The sequence below is a fragment of the Bacillus sp. EA-CB0995 genome, from assembly GCF_055814245.1.
Genome location: NZ_CP169269.1, coordinates 2,438,847 through 2,455,086 on the forward strand (window position 1 = coordinate 2,438,847; position 16,240 = coordinate 2,455,086).

A 16,240-nucleotide genomic window follows, 5' to 3' on the forward strand; every position below is an offset into this window, starting at 1 on the left:
TTATTTTATGGGAAACATTAAGAGGAAGTAGCGTAATCATGATTGTAAGCGCTACGCTCAGTGTGCTTGGAATATGGGGATATAAAAAAATAACAGCAAAATTTTTACGTGTTTTTTTATTTGTTTTCGCTATCATGGCGGGAATTACAACACTTGTAACAGATCACCATTACATATGGGGAGTGTTATATGCTAGTTGTATTTTTTCGTATTGGATGTTCGCAAAACATAAGGCAGAACAACATAGTTTATGGTGGTTATTGGAAGGAATTATATTTAGTGAATGTATGAGAGGTGCGGACTTTTCAACAAGTATGGGTTATCTTGTACTTATTCATATCGGATTTTTTATTTTTGCGATTGTACGAAAAAATGAATTTCTATTACGAAATAGTATTGGGTTTGGAATGATGTATGTATTTTTCTATTTGTTAGAGAAATACGAAGGTGCAGATTCTTGGTTTATTGTAATCGTACATGGTGGATATACATTACTTCTTGTGTTAGGCATGCTATATGTAAAGGATTCTGTAATTAAACGGATTGGTATCGTTATTTATTTGTTTACGAATCTTATTATGTATGAAACAAATTATATTGGAAACTATGGATTGAGTTGGATGTTATTTCTTGCAGGGGTTGTATTGTTACAAACGAAAAAACAGCAAAAACAAGAGAACATTGTAAAATATAACATAACATACAAGAAAAAATATGTATGGTTAGTAGGTATACTTTCTACTTTTATTTTATTAGGTACTGTTACACAGCAAGAATGGAACTATTATAACGGTAATACCGTGTTACTAGAATTAGAAAATCCAGTTAAGGAATTAGGAAATGTGAAAAAAGCCTGGTTTTCTTTCAAAATAGAAGCGGAAGCAAACGAAATGATGCTGAATCGTGAAATACAAAAAGAAACAAAAACACCTGTGTTTATAAAATTGAAAAAAGGACAGGGAGAGAGTTATCGAATAGATAAAATAAAGCTTAATAACTACCCGAAAGAAAAAGGTATCTGGATAAAAGGATATATGAACTATGGGTATGTTACGATAGGAAGTACACGTGAAGTTCCTATTACCCTTGTAAAAGGGGAGGGGATGTATGCAAAAGTGCAAATTGCAAAGAACGGAAATAGCAGAGTAATTGAAATTCAGTGAAAGTAAAATGTGCATAAGTGGAAAATCTTATTATCTATTAGTATAGTGGGAACAAGGTATAAAAGGTATTTTTTCAGACTGTGGAGAAAAGTTTCTCTACAGTCTGTTTTTAGCTATTTTGGATTACCCACATGTCTTCCCAAATGTATGGTATGCCTACTCTGATTTGATCTGTAAGCTTACCAGTTAAATGATTTCCATATTATCTTAATTTCTTTGATTCTTCGTGAAGTATAGCTTGGCTGAGGACTACAAAATCAATAAGAAATTTAATCTCCTGGTCATTATATTTTTTGAAAAGTTCTCTCATGGATTGGCTAAAAGAAGTGAAGAGAGGAAGAATCTCTTTCTCCACTTTTTCAAGATTTACATGAATGATGACACGTCTGCGGTCGTTCAAATCTTTATCTCTGTACACATAATTAGTTTTTTCAAGCCTGTCAATTACACCAGTAACGGTCCCCGTCGTAAATCCAGTCATTTCGGCCAGCTTGCCGGCAGTCATAGGATAGTTCCGTAAAATAACATCCAGGCATTTGTGATCCGTTGAATTCAATCCCAGTTTTTCAGCCATGTTTTGATGGAACATAATCGTTTCCGTGCTGAAGTTTCGTAATTCCTCATTAAACAATTCAAATAATTGTTCCCTCGACAGATTTTCTAGTGACATTTTAATAAACCTCCGCATATAATATTTTATCTCACGAGATAAGATATTTATAAAACGAGATAAGAAACCTATTTAATATATTATATAAAAACAATACCAATTCAATGCAAGCAAATAATTTGTAGTCGTTAGGCGCGGAAATGTCTTATATGAGTGGGAAAATAAACTGAAAGGTGTTTTTTATGAATTCACTGAAAGAAGTTCTTACGCAAGAAAAAGAGATTACGATTCATACGCTTGCAAATTACATGAACCAATATACCCGTAATAATTGGAAATCCGTATTGCAGGAAAATCAATTGGAGTTTCAGGATGCATTTGATAAGTCAGGGGAATTTGCTTACGGTGTCTTCGGACGTAAGTTGTTCGGACCCTTGATCAAAGAAATTGAGCGTGAAGGGTTTGTCTTGGAGTCGGACCATTTGGCTTCTTCCGTAGAGTATTGGGGGCCGCCGGAAGAACGGGAACGGTGCATGTGGCATGTTTGCAAAAAAGCCGACGGTACTCTGATGGGAAGCTTGGTCACCCGTGTCTTTCACGATCATACTCAGTTTCGTATACCCCGTTCACCGGATATTATAGCACTTGAGAAGACGGAAAGAAGCGAGATTATCGAGGCACTTTCGCGCGCTTCCACCCGCATCACCAAATATAACGAATTTACTGGTACATTTTTAACAGAAAAAATTGACAACGGCGAACAAAAGGACCATGGTTGGGAGTACAGTGTTGAGGTCGGATTGGGGGATTATCTTGAAATCGATAACCCCGAAATGAGCGAGGGAATGTTTGATCATGCTCTTTCTCTTTGGGGACGCAATAACTGGGAACTAACGTCAGTTGTTCCTTATCAGGGACGTCTAATCGCGTTCTTTAAACGTCCTGTTTTCGGAAGAGAGAAGACATGAAGATAATCACAGTAGTTAACGACTTTCTAAGGGGTAGTACCATGAGAATTAAAAACTTAGTCGTTGCTTCAATCAATAAAAATGAGCTCTCCGTATAGTCTTGCTCATCTGCAATCTGCAAAAGTCATTTCTGTGAGTAGATTGCGCTTGGGCACACGGTTATTGGTTCTACCTAAAATTGTATCCTCTCCCCCAGATATCTTCTCCTCCTTGACGTACAGATATCTGGGGGTTTTTTCTTATTTTTCTTGAAGTACACTTTAGTCAAAAAGCTGTGCCCCCTGTCGTTCCTTTTTCAAGTGAAAGGTCAAAACTTAAACACAGGGTTTTCAACAATCTGGCCCAATTGTTGAATTAAGAGATACTTTTTACTCCACTAAATAAAATAGAAAAAAAGATAATGTTCTATATACATTTTGTATTTGATTTAGTAATCATAACATCACTTATCAGTAGTCCATATATCTAAGAATCCACAAAAATACCATCCAGATCAATTCTGGATGGTATTCATATTCACATAATCAAGTGTTATCGGAAGTGGCTTATCTTTTTTTGTATTCTTATTTATTCCAATTATGGAAAATTAATAAAATATTCTGTTCAATAATTAGTAAACAATTTACAATGATAATATCAAAGAACAAGGAGGTAATTTACATGAAAAACGTGAGGATTCAAACCGTACAAACATATAAGGGTGAAACACTTTCTTAAATGTAAACGCCGTACTCCCTTATATGTGTCGTTCCAAAAACACTAAAAAGGGGTAAATTATGAGTTTTCCAGTTAAAAAATTTTTCTCCTACTACAAACCGTATTTAAAGCTGTTTTTAACTATATTGGCATGCGCCTTAATCGTATCTTCAGTGTCCTTGGTGTTTCCTTTGCTTGTTCGGTATATTACGAAGGACGTTCTTGAAGGGGACTTGTCAACCGCGCTAAGTAAAGTGTTATGGATCGGCGGGCTAATGCTTGTCTTGGTCGCAGTTCAAAACATAGGGAACTACTTTGTGGACTATAAAGGTCATGAAGTAGGTGCGCGGATGGAAAGTGATATGCGTAGTGAGCTGTTTGCACACATGCAAAAGCTTTCTTTTAGTTTTTACGACAAGGAAAAGACAGGCCAGCTCATGTCTCGGATAACAAACGACCTGCTAATGATTTCTGAACTTTATCATCACGGTCCTGAAGATTATGTGAAATATATAGTTCGCTTTGTAGGAGCGTTTTTCATTTTATTCTTTATTAACGCTCCATTAACGATTGTCGTTTTCTGCTTTTTGCCAGTGTTAGGTGTCTTTTCTTTATATTTTAACAGGCTCGAGAATAGGGCATTAAGAAGAAACAAAGAACGAATAGGATATATAAACGCACAGGTAGAGGATAGTCTAGCAGGAATCCGCGTAGTAAAATCGTTCGCCAACGAGCACGTTGAAATCGAAAAGTTTAACCGGGAAAATAAACGGTTCCTTGATAGTAGAAAAAATTCTACAAGACAGAAGCGAACTTTTACAACGGAGTACAAACTTTTATCCAACTGATTACAATTACAGTGGTCATTTTTGGAAGTGCCAAAATCGTCAACAATACGTTAGATTTAGCGGATTTGATTACGTTTCTACTGTATGTAAATTTTATGATCGAGCCAATTCAAAAACTGACTCAAATGAATACGCTATTTCAAGAAGGAATCACCGGTTTTCAGCGCTTTATGGAAATCATGAATTTGAAGCCGGCAATCGAAAGTAATCCGAATGCAGTGACTCTGCAAGCAGTTCACGGTGAAGTTGAGTTTAAGCAGGTTTCCTTCCGTTACGAAGACCATTTGACCGATGTCCTGGTAAATATGTCACTTCAAATACACCCAGGGGAGTTCGTGGCGATAGTTGGTCCGTCCGGCATGGGGAAAACGACGTTATGCTCACTCATCCCTCGCTTTTATGATGTGACGGAGGGGGATGTGTTAGTAGACGGTATTAACGTTCGCCATATCGACCTACAGTCCTTAAGAAAAAGTATTGGAATAGTACAGCAAGATGTTTATCTCTTCGCAGGAACGGTAATGGAAAATATTCGATACGGCAATCCAGCAGCCAGTGATGAAGAAATAATGAATGCAGCCAAGCATGCAAATGCCCATGACTTTATCATGAACTTGCCAAACGGCTACCATTCCGAGATTGGACAACGAGGTGTTAAACTTTCTGGCGGTCAAAAACAAAGGGTAAGCATAGCTCGAGTTTTTTAAAGAATCCACCAATCCTCATTTTAGATGAGGCAACAAGCGCACTAGATAATGAGAGCGAAAACATCATCAAGGCATCGCTTGAACTGTTAGCAAAAGGGCGTACAACGATCGTAATTGCCCATCGTCTTTCCACTATTCGAAATGCCCAACGAATTATCGTAGTAACGAAGGATGGCATTGTGGAACAAGGTACACACGATGAGTTACTTGCAAACAATGGGGTGTATGCAAACCTGTACGCCAAGCAATTCGAATTAACATTATAATCTATTTACTGTCTCATTAAAAAATGTTTTAGACTATAGAAAAAAGTATTAGACTGAAAAGGTGTTTTCTGTACATGAAAGCACTTTTTGCTAACATAAAACCGAAATACCGCAAAACCTTTAAAAGTCCTTTCAGAAGTTACTGAAGGGACTTTCCGTTCACATAATCAGCGTTATTGGAAGTCATTTTAAAATTCTACATGTGGACTTTTTTCTTGTTCTTGCGAATAAACCACCACACCAAAGATAGAAGTAGTATGAGGAGCGGTATTGCCTGAATAAAGAAAAATCCTTTCAAAAAATCAAGTTCAGTACTATCTGGGGGATCTGTTGCCATTCCACCTATAAAAAAAGCCATTGGACTTGCAAGTATATTTATCCCTAAACCGATCATTACGAATGACAGATTTTTAGCCTTAATTTTTGGTGAATCAGCCTTGATAATTACGAATATTGCAGTGCCGAATATAAGAAACAGTATTCCATAAAATTCAATATAACCCATAATATATCCCATAATATCCCTCCATGACTTTAATTGTACCATCAGCAAGGACGTTTTTGTACAAATTTGGATGAATAGGATATTCATGTAAAGTTAACATAACGTAACATTATACGCAGTAAACACAGAGACTAATTCTATATTCAACAAGGATTAGACCTTTTTCTCTTTTAAAAGCTTTATGCAAGAATATATACCTTCTTGTTTTATTACGTATGTTTTCTCAGAATTGTTCTGATTTACCGTATAAAAATTGCATGGCTACTATAGGAATCAATTGGAAGACAGAAACTTTGCAACGCAATGTAGATGTCATAACTATGTTAAAGGGTGTGGAGATTAGCTTCACGAGTAAGATTTTATACCAAACTAAAGAAGCATCTGTCCATCAAGACAGATGCTTCTTTAGTTCCCTCATAGAGAGTGGAATTGTTTGATAACTTTATCTATTTTCGTTGAACTAAGAAAGATGTATATGTTAAAATGAAAAAATGACCACAGGGGAATATTGGTTTTATTTCTATAATTACCCAATATAATTTTATCAAAAAACAACTGTGTTTGTCAAACTTTTGGTCAAATTATTTTTGTCGATAAGGAGTGACAATATGGAACAGTATGAACAAGAATGGAAGAGAGAACAGCAACGAGTAGAGGAAGTAATAAAGAAAATTAAAGAGGAGATAGATGTTCTTCAGCAATATGTGAGTAGCGGAAAAAAAGAGGTAGTTAGTATTCGGAAAAACTTTTGGAGTGATGTAACCGTTAACTTTGATAATGCTGAAGAGGCCGTGGAAACTGCAGCAAGTATAAAGCAACAAGCAGAGTTGTTATCTGAAAGAGAGCGCAGTCATCATCATGCAGATAAGCAGCTTACGATGCTAAAACGGCTAGAGCAATCTCCGTATTTTGGGAGAATTGATTTTTAGAAGAAGGTGAAAGAAGTACTGATCAGATTTATCTTGGGATTCATTCTTTTTTTGATGAAAGCACAGAACAATTTCTTGTTTATGATTGGAGAGCACCTATATCCAGTCTATATTATGATTACTCGTTGGGAGCGGCCGTGTATAAGGTGCAAAATGAAATTATTACAGGAGAAATCACTTTAAAGAGACAATTCATCATTCGTAACAGTCAAATGGAGAGTATGTTTGATACAGGAGTAACGATTGGTGATGCATTATTACAAGAAGTGCTAGGGAAGAATGCGAATACACAAATGAAAAGTATCGTTGCTACGATTCAGAAAGAACAAAATCTAATTATTCGTAACGAAACGAGTCGTTTACTTATTGTGCAAGGAGCAGCAGGAAGCGGAAAAACATCTGCTGCATTGCAGCGTGTGGCTTATTTACTATATCGATATCGAAATACATTACATGCGGATCAAATTATTCTTTTTTCTCCTAATTCAATGTTTAATAGTTATATTTCGACTGTTCTTCCTGAATTAGGAGAAGAAAATATGAAACAGACAACATTTCAAGAATATTTAGAGGAGCATATAGATAAGAGTTTTGATGTAGAAGATCCGTTCACACAAATGGAATATGTACTTTCAGAGATAGAAGAACGAGAATACTCAGTACGTATGCAAGGAATTCGATATAAAGCAAGTGCACTTTTCGTGAAGGTTGTAGATAACTATGTGACGTATTTGAGACAAGATGGAATGATTTTTAAAGATGTTAAATTTCGCGGAAACTTATTAATGTCGAAGGAAGCAATAAAAGAGAAATTTTATTCTTTTCCTGTTTCTATGAGAATTCCTAATCGAATAAAGTTAATTTCTGAGTGGTTATTAAAAGAACTAAAGAAAAGAGAGCGGCTAGAACGAAAAGAACTTTGGGTTGAAGAAGAAATACAACTGTTAGATAAAGAAATGTATGCTAAAGTTCATAAGAAACTTCAACAAGAAAAACAGTATGGTGATAATACATTTGATGATTTTGAACGTGAACAACAAATGTTAGCTGCAATGATTGTGAACGCCCGCTTTAAACCACTTCGTAAACGTGTGAAGAGACTTCAATTCATTAATACGCCTGCAATTTATTTACAGTTGTTTACAGATTCGTTGTTTGCAAAGCAATTTACAGATAGTAATAGCCTACCACCAAATTGGAAAGAAATATGTGAAGAAACGGTAGAATGCATACAGCGCTTTTATATGGCATATGAGGATGCGACACCTTATTTATATATAAAAGATCAGCTGGAGGATTTACAAAGAAGTACATCTGTAGAGCATATATTTATTGATGAAGCTCAAGATTATTCAGATTTTCAATTTACCTTTTTAAAGCAATTATTTCCACATAGTAAAATGACGATACTTGGTGATTTTAATCAAACAATACATGCACATGCGACTGAAAATGGATTTTCGCAATTATATGCTTTATATGGAGAAGAAAAAAGTGAACGCATTGAACTTACACGTAGTTATCGTTCGACGAAACAAATTATTGAATTTACGCGGCAACTTATTTCAGGCGGAGATTCTATTGAACCTTTTCAACGTGAGGGAAGCAAACCAGTTATAACAGTAGTAGACACCGAAGAGGAACTGCATCAGAAAATTGTAAATCGCATTAAATATTTGAAAGAAAATGGTCACAAAACGATAGCAGTTATTTGTAAAACTGCTCAAGAAAGTAAAGCAGCATATGACATACTGCAGCAATATATACAAATTTACCTTATCGAAAAAGAAACAGCTTCGTTTGATTCAGGGATACTTATTGTACCTTCTTATTTAGCGAAAGGTGTAGAGTTTGATGCGGTTATTATTTACAACGCTTCATATAAACAATATAGAAAAGAAAGTGAACGTAAACTTTTCTATACAGCTTGTACACGTGCTATGCACGAGTTATATATTTATTATATAAATGAAATAAGCCCGTTTTTATCAACAGTTGAGGCAAATACTTATACGCAAGATAAATAAACCACATAAACAGAGGTCATGATTTATAGCATGATCTCTGTTTAGCTTCCATTTTTATCCCGCATTAACGGGCAGTAAGACCCCCACTTCAAGATGCAAAGATAAACGAGGAAGGTAGGTGGGGGATAACTGTCCGTAAAAGACCGATTGGTTCAACTAACCATCAGTGGGGGATAAAAAAACCCCACTGATGGAAGTTTCACTTTATATGACAGCGGAACAGTTACATTGTGTTTCATTCATAACAAATGGCGTGTTTTTGTTGGATTAAATTTCCGCACATAAGACATAATAATAGGTAAGAAATTCCGATTAGAGTAAAAAATCGCGGTGTCAACTGCTGGTATAGGATGATTAAAATGTGGAAAATGATTGTTTCCTATCTTCCAGAGTGGAAAGTTTTCGGGCAAGCTTTTATCGTATTTTTCATTCCGTATGTAATTTCAAAAATTTTTAGTTGGATTCATTCGTTAGAGGATGAGGAATGAAATGGATTGTTATATTGAAGAGCAAATATCAGATGTAGTGAATACTTTTGCAATGAAAAATTTGTCCTTCTTTTTGAAAAATAAATTTGTACGGAGTGATATGGAAAATCAAACCATGTCCTCGCTATTGTATATGAGGCCTAACCTTCCATATCAACAATCGGGTTTATCATCGTATTGAACGTATGTACATACATTGATTTCTGGAAATTTAGACAACAATGCTACATATGGAAATTCACGAGGATACACTCCCTCCATAACAAATACAGCCACTCCTAACCAAGCATATCCATTAAGGGTGTCAATTTGTAAGGAAGAAGGAGTATGTGGCCGTAAAGTTTCACCTGGAATAGGGCAGTGATTGATTTCATTCATTAAATTCATAAAATGATCTCCTTTATTTATATATATCTAGTTTGAGTTGAAAGAATGAAATAGCCCAATTTTTTACCCCGCATTAACGAGAAGTAAGATCCCGATATAAGATTCTAAGAAAAAAATAGATAGATGGGAATAACTGCTGTCATGAGCCCGATTAGTTGAACTTTATCTGTGTCGCTAATTTTTTGTTTTGATGAATATGATTTTAGATGTGCTTAAAGCGAGCGTTACCATCCTCATTTCTTCCACCATCAATAGAAATAAGAGCAACTTTTATACCAATTTCAATATCTTCTCCTAATCTATTCTTCTAATCTATTCTCCTGCGAAGATTTTAATCCAAACGGATACTCCAAATATTAGATATTTTTAAACGCTTAACTCAATTAATTAAATGAACGCGTTTATCAATCTTCGTAAAAACATAGACATTTCTTCTAGCTTGAACTTGACTTCGCTATTGCAATAGCTTTTATCCAATGAAGAATTGATTATATGTAATAACATAAATTTCTTTTTTTAGGAAATGATTATAGTTGTGAACTGTTTAATTTACACGATTGAATACTATAGAAAGCATGGTACTAGGTTGCTGGATGTACATTAAGTTTTCAAAGAGAAAGAGTGATGGGAATGAGTGAGCAGAAATCAAAGATCAAACAAATGAAGAAAACAACCAATACATATGAAGATAAGCAGGAAGTTAGGTCTTTTCAGGACTCAACAGAACATTTTACAGGCGATTTCACCGCAGATTTGGAACTTGTAAAGAAAGAAATTAGTTATAACTCAGATGTACACTTTCGTGAGTTTAACATTGGGCGTACAGGTATTCAGGCGGCAATCATTTTTGTGGACGGTCTGTCGGACAAAGAGCTTATCGACACACACATTATGAAATCATTGATGCTTGATTTTTATGAAGAATACAAACAGGATTCATCTTATATGAAAGGTACAGTTTCAAAAAAGTTTATTAAAGAACAAATCCTTCCCATTAGTGAAGTAAAAGAAGTTCATGATATAAAAGATTTAATGTCAAAAGTGTTGACAGGTTCAACGGCACTTTTGATTGATGGATCATTAGGTGTATTAATTCTTGATACAATAAAAGGGAGAACGCGGAATATCGAAGAACCGATATCAGAAGTATCGGTTAGAGGTCCACGAGTAGGTTTCACAGAAATTTTAAGCGATAATACCGCTCTTTTGCGACGTCATGGTGAAAATGAAGGCCTATCATTAATAAAGTTCCAAGTAGGAAAGCGGGCAAAAAAAGAACTAGCCGTTGTTTATATGAAAGAAATTGCTGACTCGGCATTAGTAGAAGAAGTTAAGAGGAAAATTCAGAAAATTGATATTGATAATGTACTGGAATCAGGCTATGTAGAGCAGCTCATCGAAGATAATTATTTCAGTCCTTTTGCGCAAGCGCAGACTACGGAGCGTCCTGATCGCGTCATCGCCGCACTAATGGAAGGTCGGGTTGCGATTTTATTGGACGGGACACCTTTTGTTCTGATCGTTCCAGTTACATTTAGTATGATGATGCAATCGCCCGAAGATTATTATGAACGTTGGATTCCCGGCACGCTCATCCGCCTATTACGTTTTGGAGCAGCAATCATTTCTCTTTTTACACCTGCCTTGTATATTTCCTTTATCTCGTTTCACCCTGGATTGATTCCGACCAAGCTAGCCGTTTCCATCATAGGAGGACGGGAAGGTGTGCCGTTTCCTGCAATTATAGAAGCATTGCTTATGGAAGTAGCCATCGAAATTTTACGGGAAGCCGGACTGCGTTTACCAAAACCAATTGGCTCGGCGATGGGGATCGTCGGCGGACTAATCATTGGACAGGCTGCCGTAGAGGCAGGGATTGTTAGTCCCATGATGGTAATCGTAGTAGCTGCAACTGCCATTTCCTCATTTGCTCTCACACCTTATAGTACAGCGATTCCGCTGCGCTTTCTTCGCTTTGTAGGCATGTTTTGTGCTGCCATTTTTGGATTGTACGGGGTCATTCTGTTTTTCCTTTTCTTATGCAGTCATTTGGTGAAGCTGAAGAGTTTTGGTGTACCCTATGTCAGTCCCGCTGTTCCTTATCGAGTAAGTGATTGGAAAGACTTTTTGGTTCGCATGCCATTTCAAATGATGAAACGTCGTCCGAAGATGCTAAATCCGAAAGACCCAATACGAAAAGGATAGCTTACTTTAAAAAGGAAGTGACCAGTGATGATTACTAAACCTAAAGATCAAATTAAGACGTCACAAGCAGCTGTTATTCTTATCAATTATATACTTGCAGCAGGCATTCTCACCTTACCTAGAGCAGCTGGGGAGAAAGTGAAGACACCAGATGTTTGGATAACTGTTATTTTAGGCGGGATGATTGCGATGGTTGCAGGATTGATAATGGTGAAATTAAGCCAACAGTTTCCCGAAAAAACATTTTATCAATACAGTCAAGACATTGTAGGGAAATGGGTCGGCGGGTTATTGAGTCTATTTATAATAGGTTACTTTTTTAGCCTTTCCTCATTTGAAGTTAGAGTGCTAGAAGAAGTAACGAGTTTTTTTACTGGAAGGCACCCCTGGCTGGGTTATTATCATGACATTTATGTGGGTGAGTCTATATTTGATGTTGGGCGGCATAAACCCAATGGCTCGTCTGTTTGAAATTATATTCCCCATTACGGTCTTCCTTTTTTTGCTGACTGCCTTCATGAGTATTGGAATATTTGAGATAGATAATCTTCGTCCGGTATTAGGATTAGGAATTATGCCAGTTCTAAAAGGGATAAAAACAACAACTCTTGCATATTCAGGATTTGAGATTATGTTGCTCCTTTTGGCGTTCATGCATGAGCCAAACAAGGCCGGAAAGGTTGTTTTAGTCGGAACTCTCATTCCCTTAATTTTTTATGTTATTACCGTTGTGATGGTTATCGGAGCGTTTTCCCTGGATGGAGTGATAACGAGAACATGGCCAACGATTGATCTCATGCGAAGTTTTGAAATCCCTGGCTTAATATTTGAACGTTTTGAATCTTTATTACTTGTAATATGGATTATGCAAATCTTTTCAACCTTTACAATCTGCTATTATGCTGCTGCTTTGGGGCTGGCTCAACTCTTTAAAAAGAACATTCATTCGTTTATGTATGGGTTACTTCCGTTTGTTTACATCATTTCCATAACTCCCAAAAATACCAATGATCTATTTAAATTCGGGGATATGATTGGTAATGCTGCTTTGGTATTATTCGGTGTATTGCCATTGCTTCTTCTTATAATCTTCAGATGGAGGAAGAGAAAGAATGAAACAAAGTCTTAATCATGTGCGGTTCCTCCTGATTTTACCCTTGGTTCTTTTACTTCTGTCTCTTACAGGATGCTGGAGCAGCCATGAAATTGAAGAGTTGGGCTTCGAGGTAGGTTTGGCATTTGATAAAGGAAAGGAGTCGACTGTCGAGAAAAAATTTCAAAAACAAGGCGGAGGGTATGCAAAGAAGAATATTATAACATCGACCTATCAATTTGTTGAACCGCAATCATCAAGTGGAGGAGGAAAGGGCGGCTCATCGCAACAAAAAGCTTACAAGAATGTTTCTGAAACCGGAGATTCTCTCCACCAAATGATTCGTGAAGTTTCATTAAGAAGAGATCGTCCTATAATTTTTCACCACACGAAAGTGATTGTTATTAGTGCAGATCTCGCACGCACGTATAGTTTGAAAAAGTTACTTGATGTTTATCTTCGTGATAATGAGATTCGACCAAGCTGCCTCATGTTAATTAGCAAGGGGCGAGCTAGCAAGACGCTAGAAACAGATGAACCAGGAGAAATTCCGGCGTTTCGTTTATTTGGAATTGCAGATAATCAATATAGGACATCAAGAATTTTACCTGCTGTTCCGCTTGCTAAATTACCAGGCAAGATGCAATCCGAATCCAGTTTTCTTTTGCAAAATGTGCTTTCGTCAGATGGGGAAGTAAAATTTTCAGGAGCTGCGATAATCAAAGGAAAGACAAAAAAACTGCGCGGCTTTTTGAGTGAAAAGGAATTGGAAGGCTTAACATGGATATCTGGGAAGGGGAAAGGTGGTTTGGTGAAAGGCGTTGATAAAAAGACAGGACAAGTGATCATGTATGAGGTCGCGGCTATGAAAAGTACGATTACCCCTCACGTTAAAGGAAACAAAATTTCTTTTGATGTAAAAATGGAATCAGAGGGACGAATATCTGAAAACTGGGTCGTTTCAGGGAATCCTTTTAAAAATGAGTTTCTAAAAAGGGCAGAGAAAGCTGCTGAGCAAGAAGTAGATCGGCTAGTGAAGCATACATTAGAAAAAATTCAAAAGGAATATCAAGTTGACGTTGCCGGCTTCGGCAACAGATTAAGAATTGAGTATCCTAAAACATGGGAAAAAGTTAAAAAAGATTGGGATGAAACATTTAGTGAGGTTCCAATCAAATACAGCGTAAAATTAACTATTCAGAATTATGGTGCAAAAGGGTCGTAAATTCTTCCTCCTTATCGGCTTTACAGTCTGATTGAAGAGGGGATATTCTTTTGAAATATGTTAAAAATAAGTTTTAAAAAACAGAAAAGAACAGTGAGTTTAAACATCACTGTTCTAACTTTTGTAAATCGGGATTTTGGCTCTATTGTTACTCAGACTCCATATACACTAACAATTTATCTACGTTGACAATTGTCGTTCCATTTACAGCGGCATGACCTTTTCCGAGAATAAATCCACGTTTATTTCGAATAACTTCATAATATAGGTCTAATCGATCACCAGGCTGAGCAGATCCTAAAAATTCTACTCCTTCTAGTGATGAGAGAAATCCTAACCCAACAGTATTTTCCAGGCTGACAAATGCTCCGAGTTGTGCAATTGCTTCAATAATTAACATGTGTGGCATTATCGTTTGTGATTCTGTTATAAACCATTCATTGCAACTTACATTTTTATAACCTTTTACCCACTTGCCAGATTCCATTTCAACGATATGATCAACCATTAAAAAAGGATATCGGTGCGGCAGTACACTTTGAATGTTAACTTTGTTCATGCGTTACCTCCTGATTATATATTATAATTGCAGTTTTTAAGTAAACATAAGAGGGGGAACTGTATCAGTTATGGCATGTGTTCTTTTATTTTATAAAAAATAAACCCCTGCTTTTAAAAAAGAGCAGGGAAGGTAATTAATTTCTTACTAAATCGGCTGCACCCTCACTAGAAAAAATACCACTATTTTTAATGTTGTTAACTACTTGTTTTAACTTTTCTTCATTTTGAACAAGGGCAATGCGAACAAAGCCTTCTCCATGCGGGCCAAATGCATGACCAGGTGTAACAACGACATTGGCACGATCAATTAATGCGTATGCAAATTCTAAAGAAGTCCATCCTTTTGGAATTTCTGCCCATATGAACATACTTCCAGCCGGTTTTTCAACATGCCAGCCTGCTTCGGCTAGGCCATCAATAAATGTATCTCTTCGTTTTTGATAGATCGCCCGGTTTGTTGCGCAATATGAAGCACCTTCTCGCAAAGCAACAGTTGCAGCTTTTTGAATCGGAAGAAAGACACCGTAATCGATGTTTGATTTAAATTGCTTAAGTGTTTCTACAATCTCTTTATTTCCAATCATATAGCCAATACGACTACCAGCTAAGCTATAACTTTTAGATAGAGAGTTGATTTCGACACCAACATCTTTTGAATCCGGAACGGATAGGAAGCTAATAGGCTTTTGTCCATCATAATAAAATTCAGAGTAAGCAAAGTCATGAACGACGATAATATTGTATTCTTTTGCAAAAGCAATAACATCAGTAAAAAATGATTCTGTTGCCATTGCCGGTACAGGATTACCAGGAAAGTTTAATATCATCATTTTTGCTTTTTCGGCAACTTCTTTCGGAATCGTATGTAAATCAGGAAGAAAAGCATTTTCTTTTTTTAATGGCATAAAATACGGAGTTGCACCTGCCATTGCAAGTCCTGTTGCATATGCCGTATAACCTGGATCTGGAACAAGGATAATATCATCTGGATTAGCAAAAGCCATCGGTAAATGAACAAGTCCGTCTTGTGATCCCATTAATAATAATACTTCGTTATCAGCATTTAAAGCGACATGGTGATTAATCTCATAATATTCTGTCACAGCATTGTGAAATTCTTGTGTACCTGTCAATGTATATCCATAATTCTTTTTTTCATTTGTTGCACTTACTAGTGCTTCTCGTACAATATCAGCCGGAGGCATATCTGGATTTCCGATACTTAAATCAATAATTTCATGACCTTCTGCAATTTTTTCTTTTTTATAGGCTGCTAATTCACTAAAAATTGAGGATTGGAATGCTTTCATTCTTGTTGCTAGCGTGTACTTCATGTATAACCCCTCCTAAAAAATACTACTGTTTTCATTAAACTTTGTTTTTAGTATTCATATTCTTTTACTTTTCTGAAAACACACATATTTACATTTTAACATTTTTTTACGAAAATACAAAACTAGCAATTAAAACTAAATTTCATTCACTGTATTATTTTTATAAATAATAATAAAAATAATAATATAACCCCTTTAAAATTTACACTAGAATGTGGATTCCTTATT

Annotated in this window: 10 protein-coding genes and 3 pseudogenes; 8 read left to right on the forward strand and 5 right to left on the reverse strand. The window is 36.1% G+C overall.

Annotated features, from left to right (window positions below):
- The first annotated feature begins 38 nt into the window (after positions 1–38).
- On the forward strand, positions 39–1,163 hold the full coding sequence (locus ACEWFJ_RS12715; protein WP_473688786.1) for a hypothetical protein: 1,125 nt from the start codon (positions 39–41) through the stop codon (positions 1,161–1,163).
- Between the two features lie 202 nt (positions 1,164–1,365).
- Here ACEWFJ_RS12715 and ACEWFJ_RS12720 read toward each other — a convergent pair whose 3' ends face one another.
- The gene (locus ACEWFJ_RS12720) at positions 1,366–1,833 is read right to left on the reverse strand and encodes a MarR family transcriptional regulator (RefSeq protein WP_176524569.1); all 468 of its coding nucleotides are present in this window, start codon (positions 1,831–1,833) and stop codon (positions 1,366–1,368) included.
- A 182-nt stretch (positions 1,834–2,015) separates the two neighbouring features.
- Here ACEWFJ_RS12720 and ACEWFJ_RS12725 point away from each other — a divergent pair, with 182 nt between their 5' ends.
- Together ACEWFJ_RS12725 and ACEWFJ_RS12730 are read left to right on the forward strand one after the other, a co-directional pair.
- Positions 2,016–2,741, forward strand: a complete 726-nt coding sequence (locus ACEWFJ_RS12725; RefSeq protein ID WP_473688787.1) for a DUF6022 family protein — start codon at positions 2,016–2,018, stop codon at positions 2,739–2,741.
- A gap of 776 nt (positions 2,742–3,517) precedes the next feature.
- Positions 3,518–5,258 (forward strand): annotated as a pseudogene (locus ACEWFJ_RS12730) (ABC transporter ATP-binding protein).
- 196 nt (positions 5,259–5,454) lie between these two features.
- Here the strand turns inward: ACEWFJ_RS12730 and ACEWFJ_RS12735 are convergent.
- Positions 5,455–5,805, reverse strand: coding sequence for a hypothetical protein (locus tag ACEWFJ_RS12735; RefSeq protein WP_473688788.1), 351 nt, complete (start codon positions 5,803–5,805; stop codon positions 5,455–5,457).
- Positions 5,806–6,371: 566 nt separating this feature from the next.
- On the opposite strand from ACEWFJ_RS12735, the pseudogene helD reads away from it, so the two are divergent.
- Both helD and ACEWFJ_RS12745 read left to right on the forward strand, forming a co-directional pair.
- Positions 6,372–8,719, forward strand: a pseudogene (gene helD / locus ACEWFJ_RS12740) (RNA polymerase recycling motor HelD).
- 359 nt (positions 8,720–9,078) lie between these two features.
- Positions 9,079–9,207 (forward strand): hypothetical protein, encoded by a 129-nt coding sequence (locus ACEWFJ_RS12745; protein WP_255258115.1) that lies wholly within the window; start codon positions 9,079–9,081, stop codon positions 9,205–9,207.
- A gap of 153 nt (positions 9,208–9,360) precedes the next feature.
- Here ACEWFJ_RS12745 and ACEWFJ_RS12750 read toward each other — a convergent pair whose 3' ends face one another.
- Entirely contained in the window at positions 9,361–9,594 is a 234-nt protein-coding gene (locus ACEWFJ_RS12750; RefSeq protein ID WP_473688789.1) for a DUF2071 domain-containing protein, read from the reverse strand.
- 624 nt (positions 9,595–10,218) lie between these two features.
- Here ACEWFJ_RS12750 and ACEWFJ_RS12755 point away from each other — a divergent pair.
- The 3 genes and pseudogenes from ACEWFJ_RS12755 (at position 10,219) to ACEWFJ_RS12765 (ending at position 14,117) form a co-directional block, all read left to right on the forward strand.
- A complete protein-coding gene (locus tag ACEWFJ_RS12755; protein ID WP_473692481.1) occupies positions 10,219–11,799 on the forward strand; it encodes a spore germination protein in 1,581 nt (526 codons plus the stop codon).
- 27 nt (positions 11,800–11,826) lie between these two features.
- A pseudogene (locus ACEWFJ_RS12760) lies at positions 11,827–12,928 on the forward strand (spore germination protein).
- A complete protein-coding gene (locus tag ACEWFJ_RS12765) occupies positions 12,912–14,117 on the forward strand; it encodes a Ger(x)C family spore germination protein (protein WP_473688790.1) in 1,206 nt (401 codons plus the stop codon). The pseudogene ACEWFJ_RS12760 and the gene ACEWFJ_RS12765 overlap by 17 nt, the downstream one beginning before the upstream one ends.
- 148 nt (positions 14,118–14,265) lie before the next feature.
- Here ACEWFJ_RS12765 and ACEWFJ_RS12770 read toward each other — a convergent pair whose 3' ends face one another.
- Together ACEWFJ_RS12770 and ACEWFJ_RS12775 are read right to left on the reverse strand one after the other, a co-directional pair.
- Positions 14,266–14,676 (reverse strand): 3-hydroxyacyl-ACP dehydratase FabZ family protein, encoded by a 411-nt coding sequence (locus ACEWFJ_RS12770; protein ID WP_473688791.1) that lies wholly within the window; start codon positions 14,674–14,676, stop codon positions 14,266–14,268.
- Between the two features lie 136 nt (positions 14,677–14,812).
- Positions 14,813–16,012, reverse strand: coding sequence for an LL-diaminopimelate aminotransferase (locus tag ACEWFJ_RS12775; protein ID WP_473688792.1), 1,200 nt, complete (start codon positions 16,010–16,012; stop codon positions 14,813–14,815).
- Positions 16,013–16,240: the final 228 nt, after the last annotated feature.

What these genes read in the sequence shown, in the direction of transcription:
- ACEWFJ_RS12735 (WP_473688788.1), bottom strand. Translation starts at nt 5,805, where the DNA reads ATGGTACAATTAAAGTCATGGAGGGATATTATGGGATATATTATGGGT.
- ACEWFJ_RS12725 (WP_473688787.1), top strand. Translation starts at nt 2,016, where the DNA reads ATGAATTCACTGAAAGAAGTTCTTACGCAAGAAAAAGAGATTACGATT.
- ACEWFJ_RS12745 (WP_255258115.1), top strand. Translation starts at nt 9,079, where the DNA reads ATGTGGAAAATGATTGTTTCCTATCTTCCAGAGTGGAAAGTTTTCGGG.
- ACEWFJ_RS12775 (WP_473688792.1), bottom strand. Translation starts at nt 16,012, where the DNA reads ATGAAGTACACGCTAGCAACAAGAATGAAAGCATTCCAATCCTCAATT.
- ACEWFJ_RS12750 (WP_473688789.1), bottom strand. Translation starts at nt 9,594, where the DNA reads ATGAATTTAATGAATGAAATCAATCACTGCCCTATTCCAGGTGAAACT.
- ACEWFJ_RS12770 (WP_473688791.1), bottom strand. Translation starts at nt 14,676, where the DNA reads ATGAACAAAGTTAACATTCAAAGTGTACTGCCGCACCGATATCCTTTT.
- ACEWFJ_RS12720 (WP_176524569.1), bottom strand. Translation starts at nt 1,833, where the DNA reads ATGTCACTAGAAAATCTGTCGAGGGAACAATTATTTGAATTGTTTAAT.
- ACEWFJ_RS12715 (WP_473688786.1), top strand. Translation starts at nt 39, where the DNA reads ATGATTGTAAGCGCTACGCTCAGTGTGCTTGGAATATGGGGATATAAA.
- ACEWFJ_RS12755 (WP_473692481.1), top strand. Translation starts at nt 10,219, where the DNA reads ATGGGAATGAGTGAGCAGAAATCAAAGATCAAACAAATGAAGAAAACA.
- ACEWFJ_RS12765 (WP_473688790.1), top strand. Translation starts at nt 12,912, where the DNA reads ATGAAACAAAGTCTTAATCATGTGCGGTTCCTCCTGATTTTACCCTTG.